Raw genomic sequence first — 17,101 nt, 5'->3', positions numbered from 1 at the left:
GGTTCCCGCGGCGCGCGGCGCCCGGCCGGTAGAAAACGGGGGTGCTGAACGACGCTGGAAGAAGGACGGCGGCCGGGACCGCCGCCGCGGCGGTCGCGCTCGGAGCCGCCGCCATGGGAGCCCCCGCCGCCGCGGCCGAGCGCGCCGCCCCGCGGCCCGCCGCTCCGCGGAGCGCCCCGCGGACCGCACCGGTTCCGCGCGCCCTCGCCTGGAAGGCGTGCCCCGCGAAGGACCCCGTGGAGGGCGCCCGGCTCAAGGGCCTGCAGTGCGCGTCCCTGCGGGTCCCCCTCGACTACGCCCGCCCGGACGGCGAGAAGGTGACGCTCGCCCTGACCCGGGCCCGGCACACCGCCGCGAAGTCGCAGGGCGCGGTGCTCCTCAACCGGGGCGGGCCCGGTGCCCACGGGCGCGACCTGCCCGCCTTCTTCACCCGGTCGCTGCCGAAGCGCGTCGCCACGTCCTACGACTGGATCGGCTTCGACCCGCGCGGCGTCGGCGCCAGCAGGCCCGAGCTGATCTGCGACCCCGGCTACCAGGACCCGGGCCGCGCGCGGCAGGACACGGTCCCCGCGAGCACCGCGGAGGAGCAGGCGTGGACGGCCAGGGCCGCGTCGTTCGCCGGCGACTGCGGCCGCAGGTACGGGAAGGTCCTCCCGCACATGGGGACGGCCGACTGGGCGCGCGACATGGACGCGATCCGGCGCGCCCTCGGGCAGCGGAAGATCAGCTACTTCGGCTACTCCTACGGCACCTACCTCGGCGCCGTCTACGCGACGATGTATCCGGGGCACGTCCGCCGCATGGTGCTCGACAGCGTCGTCAAGCCGAGCGGCGTCTGGTACCAGGACAACCTCGACCAGAACGTCGCGTTCGAGAAGCGCATCCGGGCCTACTTCGCCTGGATCGCCCGCCACCACGAGGTCTACGCGCTCGGCGACACCGAGCAGAAGGTCGCCGACGCCTACGCCAAGGTGCGGGCCGCGCTCAAGCTGAAGCCGATCGACGGGAAGATCGGCCCGTCCGAGCTCGACGACGTGTTCCTCGCCGACGGCTACGCCGACTACGCCTGGCCGGACCACGCACGCGCCCTGTCGGCGTTCGCCGTCCGGCACGACGCCGGGCCGCTGCGCAAGGCGCGGCAGCCGCTGACGCGGCTCGACCAGAACAACTACACCGTCTACAACGCCGTCCAGTGCCGCGACGCCGCATGGCCGCGCGACTGGGCCCGCTGGCACGCCGACAGCCTGCGCCTCTACCGCGCGGGCAACCGCTTCGAGACCTGGAGCAACACCTGGTACAACGCGCCCTGCGCCTTCTGGCCGGTGCAGGGCGGCCCGGCGCCGCGGGTGCAGGGCCGATCGTCGCTGCCGCCGATCCTGCTCGTCCAGGGCACCGACGACGCCGCCACCCCGTACCCGGGCGCGCTGGAGATGCACCGCAGGCTGCCGTCGTCCAGGCTGCTCGTGCAGGACGGCGGGCACAACCACGGAGTCTCCTTCTCCGGTGACGAGTGCGTCGACGAGCACGTCGCCGCCTACCTCGGCGGCGGGGAACTGCCCCCGAACCGGCTGGGGCCGGACGCCCGGTGCAAGGCGGGGCCGGTGCCCGAGCCCGCCGCGGGCAAGGAGCCCGGCCGCGCCGGCCAGGGCCCCGCGCACCGCTGAGCCCGCGCCCGAGCCGGTGCCGAACCGGCCGGTACCGAGCCCGCGGAGGTGCGCGGGCCCGGCACCGCATAGGCTTGTCCACGTGGAGCTTTCAGTGGTGAGGGCCGAGCGGGGGCCGCTCCCGTCCAGGGGCCGGTAACCATGCGCATGCTGGGCTCGATGCCGGTGCGCGTGCTGGACGACCGGTACCGGGCGGAGGCCCTCGCGATCCTGGACGCCGACCCGGTGTCCAACGTGTTCGTCAGCTCGCGGGTGCACGCCGCGGGGCTCGACCCGCGGCGCCTCGGCGCGCAGATGTGGGGGTACCTGCGCGACGGGCGGCTCGTCTCGCTGTGCTACTCCGGCGCCAACCTGATCCCGGTCGCGGCCGGGCCGGAGGCGGTCCGCGCGTTCGCCGAGCGGGCGCAGGCGCAGGGGCGGCGCTGCTCGTCCATCGTCGGGCCGGTCGGCGCCGTCGGCGAGCTGTGGGAGATCCTCGCGCCGTACTGGGGGCCGCCGCGGGCCGTCCGCGCGTCCCAGCCGGTGATGGCGACCTCGGCCGTGCCCGAGGTGCCCGCCGACCCGCGGGTGCGGCGCGTCCGGATGGAGGAGTTCGACATCGTCTACCCGGCCTGCGTGGCGATGTTCACCGAAGAGGTCGGGGTGTCGCCCAACGCCGGCGACGGGGGAGTGCTCTACCGCGCCCGCGTCGCCGAGTTGATCCGCGACGGCCGCGCGTTCGCCCGCATCGAGGGCGGCCGCGTCATGTTCAAGGCCGAGATCGGCGCCGTCACCCCGCGCGCCTGCCAGGTGCAGGGCGTGTGGGTGCCGCCCGACCTGCGCGGCCGGGGCCTGTCGGAGACCGGGATGGCGGCGGTGGTCACCGAGGCGCTGCGCAGTGTCGCGCCGACCGTCTCGCTGTACGTCAACGACTTCAACACGCGGGCGCGGGCCGCCTACCGCCGGGTCGGGTTCGGCGAGCTGGGTTCTTTCATGTCGATCCTGTTCTGACCTGCGTCCGGCTTGGCGCTGCGTGCCCGATCCGCCCCGGTACCTGATTTGATCTTGCCCGGCGGGTACCATCCCGCCGTGGAGTTCGCCGGGGCACTGCGGCAGGCCGTCCAGGCGAGCGGGCTGACCCTGGAGCGGATCCGCCACCGGCTCGGGCGGCGCGGCCTCACCGTCAGCGTGGCCACGCTCAGCTACTGGCAGCGCGGTCGCAGCCGGCCCCGCTCGCGCACCGTGGTCGTCGCGCTGGAGGAGATCCTGCAGGTGCCGCAGGGCACCCTCACCGAACTGCTGGACGACCCGGTGCCCACCGTCACGGCCGCGCGGGCGCCGGCCGGGCCCGGCGCGGGCGGCGGCCGCGCGGGACGCGAGCTGTGGCCCGACCCCGAGCGCTACGCCGGCCTCGTCGGGCAGCTCGACCGGTCCGGCGACCACCGGCTGGAGCGGCTCAGCATCCACGACGTCTACCGGCTGGACGGGCCGCGCCGCTCCTGGACGCTGTCGGTCCGCACCGTCCTGCGCGCGGCGGGCGACGGCATCGACCGCGTCGTCTGCGTCCATACGACCGGCGGCGGCGCCGCGGCGGACGGCGCCGGCGCCGCCCTCGCGCGCGTGCGGTACTGCCGGCCGGGCCGCGTCCGCGCCGAGGGCGGCCTGATGGCGTTCGAGCTGGTCTTCGACCGGGTGCTGTCGGCCGGCGACACGGCGGTCGTCGAGTACGAGCTGGGCCCGGCCGGCGAGCCCGCGTCCGACAGCTACGACCGGCGCTTCTCCCATCCCGTCCACGACTACGTCGCGATCGTCCAGTTCGACGGCGACCGGCTGCCCGCGCGCTGCTACGGTTTCACCGCCGAGAGCTCGCGGGCCCCGCGGCAGCGGTTCGGCGAGCTGTGGGTCGGCGCGTCCGGAAGCGCGAACATCGCCGTCGGCGCCGTCCGGCGCGGCATCGTCGGCGTCGAGTGGGAGTGGCACTAGCGTTTGGTCCCCCGGTTGTGGGAACTTGCCTGTTGGCAACGGGGGCCATGGGCCTTACAGTGAGCGCGGAAGTTGCAATTGCAGGAGTCAAGGCCGTTGGACGGGGGCCGGCCGGAGCTGATCCGGAGGCCGCAAGTGCAGAGTGTCCAAGTGCAGAGTGCCGCAGACGACGATCTCCTACAGGTCCTGCAGTACGGTCCGTTCAACGTCGCCCTCCACGCCGCGATCCAGGCGCGCGGCCTCAGCCTCGACTCGCTGCGGCGCCGCCTCGAGGAGCAGGGCATCGCCGTCAGCCTGTCGACGCTGAGCTACTGGCAGCGCGGCCGGACCAGGCCCGAGCGCGCCGACTCGCTGCGCGCCGTCCGCGGCCTGGAGGTCATCCTCGAACTGCCGCGCCACTCGCTGCTGACCCTGCTCAAGCCGACCATGGAGCGGACCGCCGGGGCGTGGCTGCCGGTGGAGGAGCTGTGCCCCGAGCCGGGCGTCCGCGACCTGCTGGAGGAGATCGGCCACCGCGGCGAGCGGCTGCTCACCGGCCTCAGCCTGCACGACCAGTACATCGTCGGGCGCCGCCGGGAGCTGCGCGAGGTCCGCTGCCGGGCCGTGTTCCAGGCGCAGCAGCGCGGCGTCGACCGGTGGATCGCGGTGTACCACCACCCGCAGGGCGTCCTGCCGTCGTCGCGGACCGTGCGCGGCTGCCGGTTCGGCCGCGTCCGGATGGACGAGGCCAGCGGCCTCATCGCCGCCGAGCTGCTGTTCGACCGGGCGCTCGGCCGCGGCGAGACCTACCTGCTGGAGTACGGCTTCGGGTTCGACGAGACGGGCCCGCCCATCACCGAGGAGGGCCGCGGCTTCCGCACCCCGCAGCACGAGTTCCTCATCGAGGTGCGGTTCCACCCGTCCGCGCTGCCCGCCCGCTGCTACCGGACGTGGCGCCCCGACGGCCACACCGCGCTGAAGGACTCCGCCGACCTGCGCCTGTCCAGCTACCACAGCGCCCACTTCATCGAGTTCGGCATGGCCGCCGGCTACCACGGCATCCGCTGGGAGTGGGACTAGAGGACGAGCAGGCCGAGCAGCCGCTCCAGCTCGGCCGCCGGGTCGGCGGTGAGGCCGGCGTGCACCGGTCCCGGCTGGACGATCGTGCTGCGCGGCGCCGTCAGCCACCGGAACCGCCGCCCCGGCGACTCGGCCGCCGCCTGCCCGGCGCGCTCGCCGCCGCAGCACACCGCCTCCACGCCCTTGAGCGACGCCCGGACGCCCTCCAGGTCGAGCGAGGGGTCCAGGGCGAGGAGGCGGCGGTCGTCCAGGTGCGTCCGGCAGCCGAGGTAGTCGAGCGCCCGGCAGTACAGCACCACGCCCACGTTCATCGACTCGCCGCGCTCGATCCGCGGCACGATCCGCAGCGCCGCGTACTCGAACACCGACGGCTCCCCGGCCGTCCTGATGTTGCTCACGACGGACCGCCGAGCCAGCCGGGGCGGTTCTGCCCGCGCCGCGCCGACGTGTCCGGCGCGTGGCCGCTGACGTCCAGTTCGGGCAGCCAGTCGCGGGGCTTGCCGGCGCGCGGCAGCAGGATGTCGACGTAGGCGTCCCGGAGCTCCTGCGGTCCGGCGAACCCGGGCTCGCCCTGCAGCCACCGGTCGGGCACCAGGCCGGTCACCTCGCGCAGCAGCGCCTCGGTGATCTTCGGCGCGAGCTCGGCCTCGGCGGCCTCCAGCCGGGTCGCGTACGGGGTCAGCACGTGGTCGTCCACGTCGTACGGGCCGGAGAACAGCCGGGCCGCGTTCGTCCACGCGTGGTGGAAGATGAGGCTCGCGCCGTGGTCGATCAGCCACACGCCGCCGTGCCAGACGAGCATGTTCGGGTTGCGCCAGCTGCGGTCGACGTTGCCGATGAACGCGTCGAACCACAGCACCCGGGACGCGAAGTCGCGGTCGGGGCTCCACCCCAGCGGGTCGAAGCCGAGCGACCCCGGCAGGAAGTCGACGCCGAGGTTCCAGCCGGGGCTGGCCTTGAGGAGGTCCTGCACGTCGGGGTCGGGCTCGTGCCGCCCGATGGCCGGGTCCAGGTCGATGAGCACCTGATCGGGCACCCGGAAGCCGAGCCTGCGGGCCAGCTCGCCGGCGATGACCTCGGCGATCAGCGCCTTGCGGCCCTGCCCGGCGCCGTGGAACTTCATGACGTAGGTGCCGAGGTCGTCGGCCTCGACGACGCCCGGCAGGGACCCGCCCTCGCGGAGCGGCGTCACGTATCGGATGGCCGTCACATGTGGCAACACGTCGCAACGCTATCGGCTGGGGGCGCGTGCGCGACAATCATTACATGGGCGTTGAGCTGCTCGACCTCTCCGTGCCGATCACCTCGGGCATGCCGGTCTACCCGGGCGACCCCGAGGTGGAGGCGGTTCCGGCCCTCACGGTCGCCGAGTCGGGCGTGAACGTCCTGCGGCTGCACATGGGGTCGCAGACCGGCACCCACGTGGACGCCCCGTTCCACATCGACGACGCGCTGCCCCGCCTCGACGAGCTGCCCCTGACCCGCTTCACCGGCCCGGCCGCGATCATGGACGTCCGCGGACTGGCGCCCCGCACCCCCATACCGCCGGACGCGCTCCCGCCCGGCCTCGGACCCGGCGACGTGCTGCTCATCGCGACGGGCTGGTCGGCCCACTGGGGCACCGGTGCCTACCTGGCGCACCCGTACCCCGCACCCGAGACGGCGGAGGCGATCGTCGCCGCCGGTGTCCGCACCGTGGCCATCGACGCCCTCAGCGCGGACCGCACCCCGCCGCCCGGCTCGGACGAGTTCTCCCTGGCCGCCCACCGCGTCCTCTGCGGCGCGGGCGCGGTGATCGCCGAGAACCTGACCGGACTGGACGGGGTCGTCGACGCCTACGAGGCGGGCTGCGCGATCGAGGTCTCGCTGTTCCCGATCGCCCTGGCCGCCGCGGACGGCGCCCCGGTGCGAGCCGTCGCCCGCGTCGACGACCGGGCCGTCCTCGTCTGACGCCCGACCGAGAAGGCAGGCATCTCGGGCAAATAGCAAGAATTCTCGAATGCGCGCTGTTCTCCGTGGCGCAACGTGGCCAATCATCTGCATTGTTCCGCCGTGCCGCGCGGGTTTACCTTGGGCGCCTCAGGGGCGAGCGACGGGGAGATCTTCATGCCGGACGGGAACGACGGAAGCGTCCGCGCACGGCGTGGGCACTTCGTGCACGCGCCTTCGCGCCCGCCGCTCGACGACGCATCCCGAATGCAGAATTCCACGCGCTATCTGTGCGCCGGCGCCTATGTCGACGAGCCGCTATCCCGGAGAGTGATCAAAGAATTCCTGTACCGGGAGCACCGCGCCGTGGTGCCCTCCTACGGGTTCGACCTGCGCCCGGTGCTGATGCACTGCCTGCAGGCGCGGCGGCTGCGCGTCCACCGGGACGCCGCGATCACCGTCCTGCTCGCGATCGGCCTGTCGGCGTCGTGGAAGGCCACGCTGATCGTGCTGGCCACGCTGCTCGCCTTCGCGCTCGCCGTCGACTACTTCACCGGGCACCGGATGCGGGCCGTCGTGGGGGTCGTCCTGCTGTTCGCGGCCTTCCCGGTGCTGTTCGCCGCCTTCGCCGCGGTCTCGCTCCTCTCCAGCGGCATCGACGGCGATCTGCCGGGCGAGGGCGGGTTCGGCGGCCTCTCGTCCCTGCCGGAGGAGGCGCCCGCCGAGGGCGGCCACATGTGGATGGGGCCGCTGCTCGCCTTCCTCCTGCTCGCGGGCATGGTCGGGGTCGTCGTCGGGCACCGGGTGCGGCTGCTGCTGGCGCTCCGCTCGCTCGGCCCAGAAGGCCCGTCGCCCGTCCCGGCGGGGTTCCCCTCCGCGACCATGGAGCGGATCAGGTACGTGGGGGCCGCGCAGGACGGCAACGTCACGCTCTACTCGCACCAGAATCCGTTCATCGGCTCCGGCGACGTCCGATCCGGGCGCACCCGGGCCTGGTCGGTCGTCATCGGCCTGGACCGGGCCCGTCCGGCCAAGCCCGGCGTCCCGCCCCTGCCGGTCGATCCGGTCGAGCTGCGCGAGGCCGTCCGCAAGCGGGTGACCGAGATGCGCGACGGCCTGGCGCCCGGCGAGTCGGTCGCGCTGCTGGTCGACGACCACATCGTCGCGGAGGGCAGGTGCGCGCAGGGCCGCCGGCCGTTCGGGCCGCGCGATCCGCACGTGTTCTTCGCGGGCCACCCGCTGATCGACGAGCAGGGGTGGCGGCCGTTCTCCAAGGCGCGCGAGCCGGCCGTCGAGGCGCTGGTCCGCAACCCGCAGGCGGACATCCGCTGCTACCAGCGGATCACCCTGGAGGTCCACGGCGAGGCCGTCAAGGACGCGCGGAACGACCCGCTGGTCCCGGCCCGGGAGGAGGGCATCCAGATCAACGCGTTCCTCTACCTCGCGGTGCAGGGGCGCACCCTCTACGCGCAGTTCGTCTGCAACGCGCTGCCGCCGATCCGGAAGGCGTTCCGGGTCGTGGACGTCCTGTCCGGATACCGGGGCGGCAGGTTCCTCGCGCTGGCGCTCCGCCTGGTGGGGCCCGAAGCATTCGGTGAAGTGGTCGCGGCGCCCTTCCGGCTGGCCGCCGCCGGCTGGGAAATGCTGTTCCCGCCGCGCGAGAAGGACGGCGATCCGTGGCGGTTCTTCAGCTACGACTACGGCGCCCGCTTTTCCCTCCGGGAAAGCGCGGCCGAACCCGGCTTTTCCACCTTTCTTCAGAAACTGGACGTCAACAAGTACACCCGGCTGATCGAGCGCCGCGTCCTGGAAGGGCTTCTCGACCATCTCCAGTACGACCGCAACATCGACGTCTCCGCCTATCGGGGCGAGGTCGCGGCGATCACGAGCAATTCGCTCATCATGAACGGCGGGACCGTCCAGGGGCAGGTCGCCTTCGCTCCCGGCGGCAGCGTCCAGCAGGAGCAGGCGGTGCAGGGCGCCGGTTGAGCGGGCCGCCCCCGGGGAGACCGGGTAGCCCGACCCGATCGACACCGCGAAGGCCGTCGCGACGCTCGACCGCCTCACCAGCGGGCGCGTCGCGCTCGCTGCGCGTCCCCGCCGGCGGCCGCGACGCCGTCCTGCCGGTGCCGGACGGCTGCGGCCGCGCCCTCCGGTGAGCTAGCGGATCATGCGGAAGCAGAAGAAGGTCGGGAAGCGGTAGTACTGCCCTTTGCCCGCCTTCACCGCGCCGAGGATGATGAACGTCCACCCGGCGATCAGCAGCTCCAGGTACGGGAGGATCAGCAGGGCGAGGAACGCCGGCGCCTCCATGACGATCGCGGGCGGCACGCACACGGCCACCACCGCCAGGAGGTGGATCAGCATGGTGAGCTGCTGGTTCATCGACTGCGCCGCGTGGAACCGGGTGAACGGCGAGGAGTGCTTCTTCGCCAGGTAGATGATCAGCGCGGGCAGGAAGCCGATCACGACGTTCCCGATGTAGGCGAAGATCGCCCAGGTCGTCTCCTCCTGCGGACCCTGCTGCGGCACGCCGTAGGGGACGCCCGGCGGGCCGTACCCCCAGCGCGGGTCGTAGTAGCCCCCGGGCGGCTGCCCGTAGGGCTGCGAATACGGCGGAGGCTGCTGCCCGGGTGGTGGGGGCTGGTCCGTCACGAGTCGTCCTTGCGCTCTGGGGGTCCGGCTTCGGAAGTACGGCAGGAATCTATCCCGAACCGGCCTCGCCGTTGTGGCGCCGCGGGACGTCGGCCGGGACCCGGTGTCCGGAGCGGTCGCGGCGTTATTCTAGAATTTCGTTCGGCCAATGGGGTGGCGGTTGCGGGGGAACGCCTCCGCGAGGAGGCTGAATGAGCGGGATCCCGATGGAACGGCCCCTGCTGGGGGAGGACGAGGCGGCGGCGCTGAGCGCCCTCGCCGCCCGCGTCCGCGAGCTGGCCGAGGCCACCGTGCTCACCGCGGTCGGCACCGCCGAGGCGGCCGCCGTCGCCGCCGAGATCGAGGCGCTGACCGCGCGGCTCGCCGCCGGCCGGCGGGACGCGCCGCCGTTCGTCCCGTCCGGCGAGCGCCGGATGGACCGGCAGATCGGCAACCCCGTCACCGGGGCCCTCAACCCGCTCGCGCCGCCCGTCGAGCTGACCGTCGGCTCCGACGGCATCGTCCGCGGCGAGTTCACGCTCAGCACCGTCTACGAGGGCCCGCCCTCGTACGTGCACGGCGGCGTCTCCGCGATGGTGCTCGACCAGGTCCTCGGCATGGCGGCGGCCGCGTCCGGCACGCCCGGCATGACCGCGACGCTGGAGACGCGCTACCGGCGGCCGACGCCGCTCGGCGTGCCGCTGTCGGTCGAGGCGAAGGCGAGCCGGGTCGAGGGGCGCAAGGTGTACGCGTCCGGCACGATCTGCGGTCCGGACGGCCGCGTCACGGTGGAGGCCACCGCGATGTTCATCATGCCGCAGCGGTTCGTCCCGCACTCCTGACCCGGCCGCCCCGTGTTCAGGTGGTCGTCCACGTAGGTGAGGGCGAACGAGGTGAACAGGTAGAACGGCATCTGCTCCGAGCAGCGCAGCAGCGCGCTCAGGACGATCTCCCGCGGGTGCCGTTTCAGCACCTCGGCCACGGGCACGCGGGCGACCTCGTCGCGCGCGACGACCTCGGCGAACAGCGGCGTCTCCATCACCCGGATCCGCACCCACAGCCCGATCGCGACGAGCACGAGGCTGAACAGGAACGGGACGCGCCACGCCCAGCCCTTGAACGCCTCGTCCGCCGAAAGCGCTATCCCGGTCATCATGCCGGTGCCGAGGATGAGCCCGATCGGCACGCCGAGCTGCGGCAGGCTCGCCATCAGCCCGCGCCGCCTCCGGTCGCCCCACTCCATCGACAGCAGCACCGAGCCGCTCCACTCGCCGCCGACCGCGATGCCCTGCAGGATCCGCAGCAGGACGAGCAGGACGGGCGCCGCCCAGCCGATCGTCTCGGTGCCCGGCAGCACGCCGATCAGCGCGCTCGACACCCCCATCAGCACCAGCGTGACGATCAGCGTCGCCTTGCGGCCGAGCCGGTCGCCCCAGTGCCCGAAGATCGCCGCGCCGATCGGCCGGGCCGCGAATCCGACCGCGTACGTCGCGAACGCCGACAGCGTCCCCGCGTAGTCGCTCGACTCGGGGAAGAAGACGTCCTTGAAGACGATCGCCGCGGCCGTGTTGTAGAGGAAGAAGTCGTACCACTCGATGGACGTGCCGATCACGCTGGCGGCCGCGGCCTTGCGCGCTTCCGTCCCCCGGACCTGCGCGCGCCGTTCGGCCGGGTCGGCGGCGCGGGCGCGCCCGGCCTCGCCTGGATCCAGGACCATGGGAGCTTGCCTGCTTTCCGTGGGGGGCGCCCCCTACACCCCCGCCTCGCTTCGCTCGTCTTGTGCCGACCGCCCCCCGTCGGTCTCAGCGGTTGCAGTCAGCTGTTTCCCGCTGACTTCACCGCCGAAACCGTGGAAAGTGCCGAAGCGCTCGGGTCACTCGTCCACCGGGATGGCGAGCGCGACCGTGCCGCGCAGGTCGAGCCAGACCCGGCCGCCGCCGTGCACGACGCGGAGGACGACGTGGTCGCAGCGCGCGCAGCGCGCCACGAATCCGGGCGCGTCCCCGTAGACGCGGAGCGCGGCGACCGGGCCCGTGCACCCGCAGTTGGCGCAGCGGCTCTGGGCGCCGGTCAGGTCGGCGGCGAAGACCTCCGACAGCGGGCCCGCGAGGACGTTGCCGTCGACGAAGTGGTCCCGGTCGCCGGCGAGGTGGTCGTCGAGGGTGGCCATGTCATCCTCCGCTGGGGCCGAAGCGTTCCGTCCGGACTCTCTCGGGGGCGTGGCCGAGCATGACCAGGTAGGCGGCGGCCCTCTCCACGAAGCCCGTCGGGCCGCACACGTAGCAGGTCGGCTCGAAGTCGGCGGGCCAGCCGTGCCGGACGAGGTCGTCCGGGGTGAGCCGTCCCGCCGGACGCGTCCCGCCCGCCGGGGTGCTGCGCGTGTAGAGGTAGGTCACGTCGAGGCCGGGGGAGCCCTTGTACAGCTCCGTCGCGTAGAACCGGTAGTCCGGGCCGCGCACCGACTGCAGCAGCCGGAACGGCACCCGGCTGCCGGCCGCGTCCCGCGTCCGGACCATGGACATCAGCGGGACGATGCCGGAGCCGCCCCCGATCAGCAGGACCGGCTCGGTCTGCTCGGGACGCCACACGAACCAGCCGCCGACGGGCCCGCGGACCTCCGCCAGGTCGCCCGGCATCATCTCACTGACGAGGTAGGGCGACACCTCGCCGTTCAGCACGCGCTGGACCGTCAGCTCGACGCGCTCTCCGTCGGACGCGGACGCGACCGAGTAGCTGCGCTGGGCGCTGTACCCGTCCTCGGCGGTGAGCCGGACGTCGACGTGCTGGCCCGCGACGTGGCCCGGCCACCCGGTCACGCCGAAGACGAGCGTGACGGCGGTCGCGGTCTCGGCGCGCCGCTCCAGCAGTTCGGCGGTGTGCCAGCGCAGCGGCCCGCCTAGTCGCCCTCGTACCGCTGTTCCCGCCATGGATCTCCGTAGTTGTGATAGCCGGCGGTCTCCCAGAACCCGGGCTCGTCCGCGCGGCCGAGCCGGATCCCGCGCACCCATTTCGCCGACTTCCAGAAGTACAGGTGCGGGACGAGGAGGCGGGCCGGGCCGCCGTGCTCCGGAGGCAGGTCCTCACCGCCGTAGCCGTAGGCGATCCACGCCTTGCCGTCGAGCAGGTCCGCCAGCGGGAGATTCGTGGTGTAGCCGCCGTAGGAGTGGACGAGGGTGAAATCGGCGGCGCTCTCCACGTCTTCGAAAAGAACGTCCAAAGAAACGCCCCGCCATTCGGTGTCGAATTTTGACCATTTGGTGACGCAATGCAGGTCGACGGTCGGCGTCTCGGCGGGCAGCGCCATCAGGTCGGCCCAGCTCCAGCGGTGCTCGGTGCCGGTCTCGGTGCTGATGGTGAACTCCCATTCGTCCTGCGGGACGCGCGGAGTGGGACCCGCGGAGAGCACCGGGAAATCGAGCGTCTCGTACTGGCCTGGCGGTAGTTCGTGGTCACCCGATGGGCGCCGTCCGTGGAATCCACGGGAAATGATGGGCATGGCGCCGTCCTTTCCCTCCGCTCGGCTCAGTATTCGTAGACCTGCACGATCGGATCGTGCTGGTACCACGAGGCGATGACCGAGGAGGTGTGCTCGTCGTTGAGGAAGTCGACGCGCAGCCATCCCTCCGCCTGCGTCACGCGCGTCTCGTATCCGGGATTGGGCGTCGCCGAGACGAGCCGTACCCGGTCCTTCTCGATCGACATCGCGGCGCGTCCCCCGCGCGTCGCGTAACTGCGCACATTGTCGGGCGTCTTCGGCGCCTTCGCCGGCCTGGCGGGCGGCGGCTTCGCCGATCTCGACGGTTTCGGAGCGGTGTCCTGCGCGTCCGGCGGGCGGGGCCGCGCGGTCGGCGAACCGATCGTCGCCGGCCCCGGCGGGGTCTCCGGACTGGAATGGATGACGGGCCCCGCGATCGGCGGCGGCGCCGACCGCTCCGACACCGCACCGCGCACGACGTCGCGTACCCCGAGCCACGATAAGGCCACCGCCAGCGCGGTCACCCCCGCCCATGGGGCAACATACGACATTGCGCGACGCATGGGCACATGGTGGCATACGGTTCCGCCATGGCGAGTGTTTTGGTGGTCGAGGATGACGCAAATGTCCGGACCGCCCTGATTCGTGAACTGAGCGTGCGGTCGCATGTCGTGCGCAGCGTCGGGACCGCGATGGACGCGCTGCGCGAGGTCACGCAGTCGCCGCCCGACGTCGTCGTCCTCGACCTCGGGCTCCCCGACCTCGACGGCGCGGAGGTGCTGAAGATGCTGCGCGGCATCTCCGACGTCCCGGTCATCATCGCGACGGCCCGCGACGACGAGCCGGAGATCGTCCGGTTACTGAACGCCGGCGCCGACGACTACCTCATCAAGCCGTTCTCCATCGAGCACCTCAGCGCCCGCCTCGCCGCCGTGCTGCGCAGGTCCGCGCGGTCCGGGCCGACCGCCGAGCTCAGCGTCGGCGGCCTGCACATCGACCTCGACCGGCGGGAGGCGCTGCTGGACGGCGAGCGGCTCGAACTGACCCGCCGCGAGTTCGACCTCCTCGCCTACCTCGCCGCCCGGCCCGGCCGGGTGGTGGCGCGGCGCGAGCTGCTCGCCGAGGTGTGGCGGCAGGCGTACGGCGACGACCAGACCATCGACGTCCACCTGTCGTGGCTGCGCCGCAAGCTCGGCGAGACCGCCGCCGCCCCGCGCTACCTGCACACGGTGCGCGGCGTCGGGGTCCGGCTGGCCGAACCCGACCCGCGGCCATGAGGAAGACGCTCGTCCTGGTGTCCCTGGCGGTCACCTCGATGGTCGCGCTGGCGTTCCTGATCCCGCTCGCGCTGACCGTCCGGGAGATCGCCCGGGACCGCGCCCTCACCACCGCCGAGCGGCAGGCGAGCGCGCTCGGCCCCGTCCTCGTCGTCACCGAGGACCCCGCCGCCCTCGAACGCGCCGTCGCCAGCACCCAGGCCGGCGCCGCCGGGCGGATGACCGTGCACCTGCCGGACGGCGGGCTCGTCCCGAAGGACGCCCACGGCGACTTCAGCGCCCGCCCCGAGCAGCTCACCGAGGCCGGCCGGCGCGGGCGCTCCTACACCGCCCGCGTCGACGGCGGGTACGCGCTCCTCCAGCCGGTGTCGCTGGACGCCGGCCGCACCGCCGTCGTCGAGGTGTTCCTCCCCGACGACGACCTCTCGCGCGGCGTCTGGAAGGCGTGGCTGGTCATGACGACCGTCGCCTGCGCGCTCGTCGCCGGGTCCGTCGCCGTGGCCGACCGGCTCGGCAACCGGATGATCCGCTCCACCCGGCGGCTCGCCGAGGCCGCGGGCGCGTTCGGGGACGGCGAGATGTCCGTGCGGATCGAGCCGGACGGGCCGCCCGAGCTGATCGAGGCGGGGCTCGCGTTCAACGCGATGGCCGACCACGTCGTCCAGCTCCTGTCGGCGGAGCGCGAGATGGCCGCCGATCTGTCGCACCGCCTGCGCACCCCGCTCGCCGCGCTGCGGCTCAACGCCGAGGCGCTCGGCGACGGGCCGGTCGCCGAGCAGACCCGCGAGGCGGTCGACCGCCTGGAGCGCGAGGTCGACCAGATCATCCGGACCGTCCGGCGGCCCACCGGGCGGGGCAGCTGCGACGCGTCCAAGGTGCTGCGCGACCGGGTCGCGTTCTGGTCCGTCCTCGCCGAGGACGAGGGGCGCTCCTGCGAGCTGATCGGCGCCGAGGGGCCCGCGCCGCTGCCCGTCCCCGGCACCGAGCTGGCCGCCGCCGTCGACGCGCTGCTCGGCAACATCTTCCGGCACACCGCCGAGGGCACCGGCTTCGTCGTCACCCTCCACCAGGGGCAGGGCGTCACCGGCATCCTCGTCGCCGACGGCGGCCCCGGCATCACCGACCCCGACGCCGCGCTGAAGCGCGGCAGCAGCGGCGGCGGCTCGACCGGCCTCGGCCTGGACATCGCGCGTCGCGCCGCCGAGTCCACCGGCGGCTACCTGCGCATCCACCGCAGCGTCCTCGGCGGCGCCCAGGTACAGATGTGGTTCCGGACCCGCTGGCTGCCGCCCGCCCGCCGCTCCCGCCGCCTCGTCGGGCGCCGCCGCCACTCCCGCGCGTAGCCCGGCATAGCGGCGGCTTAAATCAGCCTTAATCCGCGAGGCGCCGCTTCGCTACGCCCCTACCTTGACCGTCATGAGACGCCCCCGCCTCCAGTACGTGGCCGCCGGAGCGATCGGCGTCGTCGGCCTCATCGTCGCCGCGGTCATCGCGGTCGCCGCCGTCCTCGCGAGCGGCAACATCCCGACGGCGCCGAGCTCGTACGAGATCCAGATCGTCCGCGTCGCCGACACCGGCCAGCGGTTCGCCCCGTCCGCCGACGTGGGCCTCTACCCGCCGCACGACGTCACCGGCACGGCGGAGAAGACCGGCGTCCCGTTCGCCTAGTCCCGCACGTGGTCGCCGGTCGCGCCATCGATCAGCTCCCGGACGATGTCCATGTGACCGGCGTGCCGCGCGGTCTCCTCGACCAGGTGGATCAGCACCCACCGCAGCGTCACCGCCGCCCCGTGCCACGCGGTTCCGCGCGCCTCGAGGTCCAACTCGGCGATCACGCCGTCCGCCGCCGCCCGCGCCCGCCGGTAGAAGGCGACGATCTCCTCGGTGGTCTCGTCGGGCCCGACCCGCAGATCGGCGTCCGGATCGCTCTCATCGATCGGCAGCGGCTCGGTCTCCCTGCCGAACGTCTCGCAGAACCACGAGTACTCGACGGCCGCCAGGTGCTTCGTCAGCCCGAGCAGACTCGTCCCGGACGCCGTCATGGGCTTGCGCACCTGCTCTTCGTCCAGCCCCTGGAGCTTCCACAGCACCACATCGCGATGCCGATCGAGCGCGGCCTTCAAGCTCTCCTTCTCACCACCGGTGAACGGCACCTGTTCCATCCCGCCAACGTACAGCGCCCACCGGGAGCCGCCCGGCTGAGCGCTGAACTGCTGTCGCGCAACTCGTGGACGGGCCGCCGTCCCGCAGGGCGGCGGCCCCTCGCCCGGTCAGCAGTTGTAGTACTTGATGTACCACTTGCCGTTGCCGTTGCCGACCTTGTAGTCGGCGATCCAGCGGTAGTGGCTCATCCGCACCCACAGATAGCCGTCCCGGCGCTGGATGGTGTCCCAGTCGGTCCGCACCCGCGTGCCGTGCTCCAGGGCGCCGACCTTGTGGTAGTGCAGCCCCGGCCCGGTGCGGACGTTGAGCCCGTTGTACGGCAGGACCCTGCCGTAGCACCAGCGGCTGCGCTCCTCGTCCCGGTTGAGGAGCCGCCCCATCGCCTTGGCCGCGCCCTCGGGCCCCACGACGATGGCCCCGGGCCCGTGCCCCTCTTCCTCCTGCTGCCCCGGCTGCTGCTGCTCCTGCTGCTGCCCAGGCTGCTGCTCCTGCTGCGGCTGGCCCGGCTGCTCCTGCTGCTGCGGCTGGCCCGGCTGCGGGGGCGGCTCGGCCTCGGCGACCGCTCCGGCGCTCATCATCCCCGTGGCGAGCACGCCCGCCACCAGCCCGGCACCGAGTTTCGTACGTACGCGCATCTATCCCCTCCATGTTCGTCCGACATGCAGTCCGAACATTACAGAGAGTCAGATAAACATGACACAACGTTACGAAGACTCTTCTTGCCCCTATGTCGGTTGGGAGTGCTCCAGAGGACTCGGGATACCTTTCATCGCGTGGCCGGCGAGGATGCGGACGGGCGGGTCCGGCCGGGCCGAACGGCCTCGGCGCCATCGGCCGCAGGGGACGAGCCCGGGCGGCATGAGCGTCAGACCGCCGAACAGCTCCCAGATCTGGGCGGAAGTGCGCAGGTAGTGGGGGAGCGGGGCGCCGGGGACGGT

The 17,101-nt window shown here is 73.0% G+C and carries 19 protein-coding genes and 2 pseudogenes; 10 read left to right on the top strand and 11 right to left on the bottom strand.

Annotation, left to right across the window (positions count from 1 at the left end; all coding sequences use genetic code 11):
* The first annotated feature begins 41 nt into the window (after positions 1–41).
* From E1284_RS13310 to E1284_RS13295, 4 genes are all read left to right on the top strand, one after another.
* On the top strand, positions 42–1,664 hold the full coding sequence (locus E1284_RS13310) for an alpha/beta hydrolase (RefSeq protein ID WP_243714460.1): 1,623 nt from the start codon (positions 42–44) through the stop codon (positions 1,662–1,664).
* Between the two features lie 147 nt (positions 1,665–1,811).
* Positions 1,812–2,654, top strand: a complete 843-nt coding sequence (locus E1284_RS13305) for a GNAT family N-acetyltransferase (protein ID WP_131939380.1) — start codon at positions 1,812–1,814, stop codon at positions 2,652–2,654.
* Between the two features lie 78 nt (positions 2,655–2,732).
* On the top strand, positions 2,733–3,626 hold the full coding sequence (locus E1284_RS13300) for a helix-turn-helix domain-containing protein (protein ID WP_131939363.1): 894 nt from the start codon (positions 2,733–2,735) through the stop codon (positions 3,624–3,626).
* Positions 3,627–3,776: 150 nt separating this feature from the next.
* Positions 3,777–4,685 (top strand): hypothetical protein, encoded by a 909-nt coding sequence (locus tag E1284_RS13295; RefSeq protein ID WP_131939362.1) that lies wholly within the window; start codon positions 3,777–3,779, stop codon positions 4,683–4,685.
* On the opposite strand, the gene E1284_RS13290 is transcribed toward E1284_RS13295, so the two are convergent.
* Positions 4,682–5,083, bottom strand: a complete 402-nt coding sequence (locus E1284_RS13290) for a DUF3037 domain-containing protein (protein WP_279433040.1) — start codon at positions 5,081–5,083, stop codon at positions 4,682–4,684. The two genes, E1284_RS13295 and E1284_RS13290, sit on opposite strands and share 4 nt — an antisense overlap.
* Complete coding sequence (locus E1284_RS13285; protein ID WP_131939361.1) at positions 5,080–5,907, bottom strand: HipA family kinase; 828 nt, start codon at positions 5,905–5,907, stop codon at positions 5,080–5,082. Before E1284_RS13285 ends, E1284_RS13290 begins: the two co-directional genes overlap by 4 nt.
* A gap of 44 nt (positions 5,908–5,951) precedes the next feature.
* Between E1284_RS13285 and E1284_RS13280 the strand changes: the two genes are divergently transcribed.
* Positions 5,952–6,635: a cyclase family protein gene (locus tag E1284_RS13280; protein WP_131939360.1), complete on the top strand. Its 684-nt coding sequence runs from the start codon at positions 5,952–5,954 to the stop codon at positions 6,633–6,635.
* A 309-nt stretch (positions 6,636–6,944) separates the two neighbouring features.
* Positions 6,945–8,603 (top strand): hypothetical protein, encoded by a 1,659-nt coding sequence (locus tag E1284_RS13275; RefSeq protein WP_131939359.1) that lies wholly within the window; start codon positions 6,945–6,947, stop codon positions 8,601–8,603.
* Positions 8,604–8,774: 171 nt separating this feature from the next.
* Here E1284_RS13275 and E1284_RS13270 read toward each other — a convergent pair whose 3' ends face one another.
* Positions 8,775–9,269 (bottom strand): DUF4870 domain-containing protein, encoded by a 495-nt coding sequence (locus E1284_RS13270; protein ID WP_131939358.1) that lies wholly within the window; start codon positions 9,267–9,269, stop codon positions 8,775–8,777.
* A 191-nt stretch (positions 9,270–9,460) separates the two neighbouring features.
* Between E1284_RS13270 and E1284_RS43050 the strand changes: the two genes are divergently transcribed.
* Positions 9,461–10,090, top strand: coding sequence for a PaaI family thioesterase (locus E1284_RS43050; RefSeq protein ID WP_131939357.1), 630 nt, complete (start codon positions 9,461–9,463; stop codon positions 10,088–10,090).
* 26 nt (positions 10,091–10,116) lie between these two features.
* On the opposite strand, the pseudogene E1284_RS13260 reads toward E1284_RS43050, so the two are convergent.
* From E1284_RS13260 to E1284_RS41425, 5 genes and pseudogenes are all read right to left on the bottom strand, one after another.
* Positions 10,117–10,965, bottom strand: a pseudogene (locus E1284_RS13260) (MFS transporter); the annotation flags it as partial.
* 156 nt (positions 10,966–11,121) lie between these two features.
* Complete coding sequence (locus E1284_RS13255; protein ID WP_131939355.1) at positions 11,122–11,418, bottom strand: DUF6510 family protein; 297 nt, start codon at positions 11,416–11,418, stop codon at positions 11,122–11,124.
* Position 11,419: 1 nt separating this feature from the next.
* On the bottom strand, positions 11,420–12,175 hold the full coding sequence (locus E1284_RS13250; RefSeq protein WP_131939354.1) for a ferredoxin reductase: 756 nt from the start codon (positions 12,173–12,175) through the stop codon (positions 11,420–11,422).
* The gene (locus E1284_RS13245) at positions 12,145–12,744 is read right to left on the bottom strand and encodes a sulfite oxidase-like oxidoreductase (RefSeq protein ID WP_131939353.1); all 600 of its coding nucleotides are present in this window, start codon (positions 12,742–12,744) and stop codon (positions 12,145–12,147) included. The genes E1284_RS13250 and E1284_RS13245 overlap by 31 nt, the downstream gene beginning before the upstream one ends.
* 26 nt (positions 12,745–12,770) lie before the next feature.
* Positions 12,771–13,286: a hypothetical protein gene (locus E1284_RS41425; RefSeq protein WP_165965246.1), complete on the bottom strand. Its 516-nt coding sequence runs from the start codon at positions 13,284–13,286 to the stop codon at positions 12,771–12,773.
* A gap of 27 nt (positions 13,287–13,313) precedes the next feature.
* Here E1284_RS41425 and E1284_RS13235 point away from each other — a divergent pair, with 27 nt between their 5' ends.
* From E1284_RS13235 to E1284_RS13225, 3 genes are all read left to right on the top strand, one after another.
* Positions 13,314–14,000, top strand: a complete 687-nt coding sequence (locus E1284_RS13235; RefSeq protein ID WP_207923732.1) for a response regulator transcription factor — start codon at positions 13,314–13,316, stop codon at positions 13,998–14,000.
* Entirely contained in the window at positions 13,997–15,343 is a 1,347-nt protein-coding gene (locus E1284_RS13230) for a sensor histidine kinase (RefSeq protein WP_131939351.1), read from the top strand. The genes E1284_RS13235 and E1284_RS13230 overlap by 4 nt, the downstream gene beginning before the upstream one ends.
* A 73-nt stretch (positions 15,344–15,416) precedes the next feature.
* The gene (locus tag E1284_RS13225; RefSeq protein WP_131939350.1) at positions 15,417–15,668 is read left to right on the top strand and encodes a hypothetical protein; all 252 of its coding nucleotides are present in this window, start codon (positions 15,417–15,419) and stop codon (positions 15,666–15,668) included.
* Here E1284_RS13225 and E1284_RS13220 read toward each other — a convergent pair.
* The 3 genes and pseudogenes from E1284_RS13220 to E1284_RS13210 form a co-directional block, all read right to left on the bottom strand.
* Entirely contained in the window at positions 15,665–16,162 is a 498-nt protein-coding gene (locus tag E1284_RS13220; RefSeq protein WP_131939349.1) for a DinB family protein, read from the bottom strand. The genes E1284_RS13225 and E1284_RS13220 overlap by 4 nt on opposite strands.
* A gap of 108 nt (positions 16,163–16,270) precedes the next feature.
* Entirely contained in the window at positions 16,271–16,798 is a 528-nt protein-coding gene (locus E1284_RS13215; RefSeq protein WP_131939348.1) for an SH3 domain-containing protein, read from the bottom strand.
* Between the two features lie 90 nt (positions 16,799–16,888).
* Positions 16,889–17,101: pseudogene (locus E1284_RS13210) on the bottom strand (SAM-dependent methyltransferase); the annotation flags it as partial.

This window comes from Actinomadura bangladeshensis, from assembly GCF_004348335.1.
Lineage (GTDB): Bacteria > Actinomycetota > Actinomycetes > Streptosporangiales > Streptosporangiaceae > Spirillospora > Spirillospora bangladeshensis.
The sequence above is the reverse complement of the archived record's forward strand: the minus strand, read 5'-3'. Positions and strand labels throughout refer to the sequence as shown.

What these genes read in the sequence shown, in the direction of transcription:
- E1284_RS13305 (WP_131939380.1), top strand. Translation starts at nt 1,812, where the DNA reads ATGCTGGGCTCGATGCCGGTGCGCGTGCTGGACGACCGGTACCGGGCG.
- E1284_RS13280 (WP_131939360.1), top strand. Translation starts at nt 5,952, where the DNA reads ATGGGCGTTGAGCTGCTCGACCTCTCCGTGCCGATCACCTCGGGCATG.
- E1284_RS43050 (WP_131939357.1), top strand. Translation starts at nt 9,461, where the DNA reads ATGAGCGGGATCCCGATGGAACGGCCCCTGCTGGGGGAGGACGAGGCG.
- E1284_RS13255 (WP_131939355.1), bottom strand. Translation starts at nt 11,418, where the DNA reads ATGGCCACCCTCGACGACCACCTCGCCGGCGACCGGGACCACTTCGTC.
- E1284_RS13250 (WP_131939354.1), bottom strand. Translation starts at nt 12,175, where the DNA reads ATGGCGGGAACAGCGGTACGAGGGCGACTAGGCGGGCCGCTGCGCTGG.
- E1284_RS13245 (WP_131939353.1), bottom strand. Translation starts at nt 12,744, where the DNA reads ATGCCCATCATTTCCCGTGGATTCCACGGACGGCGCCCATCGGGTGAC.
- E1284_RS41425 (WP_165965246.1), bottom strand. Translation starts at nt 13,286, where the DNA reads ATGCGTCGCGCAATGTCGTATGTTGCCCCATGGGCGGGGGTGACCGCG.
- E1284_RS13235 (WP_207923732.1), top strand. Translation starts at nt 13,314, where the DNA reads ATGGCGAGTGTTTTGGTGGTCGAGGATGACGCAAATGTCCGGACCGCC.
- E1284_RS13230 (WP_131939351.1), top strand. Translation starts at nt 13,997, where the DNA reads ATGAGGAAGACGCTCGTCCTGGTGTCCCTGGCGGTCACCTCGATGGTC.
- E1284_RS13225 (WP_131939350.1), top strand. Translation starts at nt 15,417, where the DNA reads ATGAGACGCCCCCGCCTCCAGTACGTGGCCGCCGGAGCGATCGGCGTC.
- E1284_RS13220 (WP_131939349.1), bottom strand. Translation starts at nt 16,162, where the DNA reads ATGGAACAGGTGCCGTTCACCGGTGGTGAGAAGGAGAGCTTGAAGGCC.
- E1284_RS13215 (WP_131939348.1), bottom strand. Translation starts at nt 16,798, where the DNA reads ATGCGCGTACGTACGAAACTCGGTGCCGGGCTGGTGGCGGGCGTGCTC.